Here is a 217-nt window from a genome sequence, read left to right on the forward strand (position 1 = left end):
ATGCGGTGGCGCTCGTGCTCGAGGCGAACGCGATCGGCGGGCGCCACGGCCTCGGCGCCTCCGACCAGATCGAGAACCGCATCATCGAGGCGAAGTCGCGCGGCATCTACGAGGCCCCCGGGATGGCGCTGCTGCACATCGCCTACGAGCGGCTGCTGAACGCCATCCACAACGAGGACACGGTCGCGAACTACCACGCGGAGGGACGTCGCCTCGG

General features: G+C 69.6%; 1 pseudogene. It reads left to right on the plus strand.

The annotated features are described in order from the left end of the window. Positions 1–217, plus strand: a pseudogene (locus FJ658_RS15165) (argininosuccinate synthase domain-containing protein); the annotation flags it as partial.

The organism is Schumannella sp. 10F1B-5-1, from assembly GCF_006517535.1.
Lineage (GTDB): Bacteria > Actinomycetota > Actinomycetes > Actinomycetales > Microbacteriaceae > Schumannella.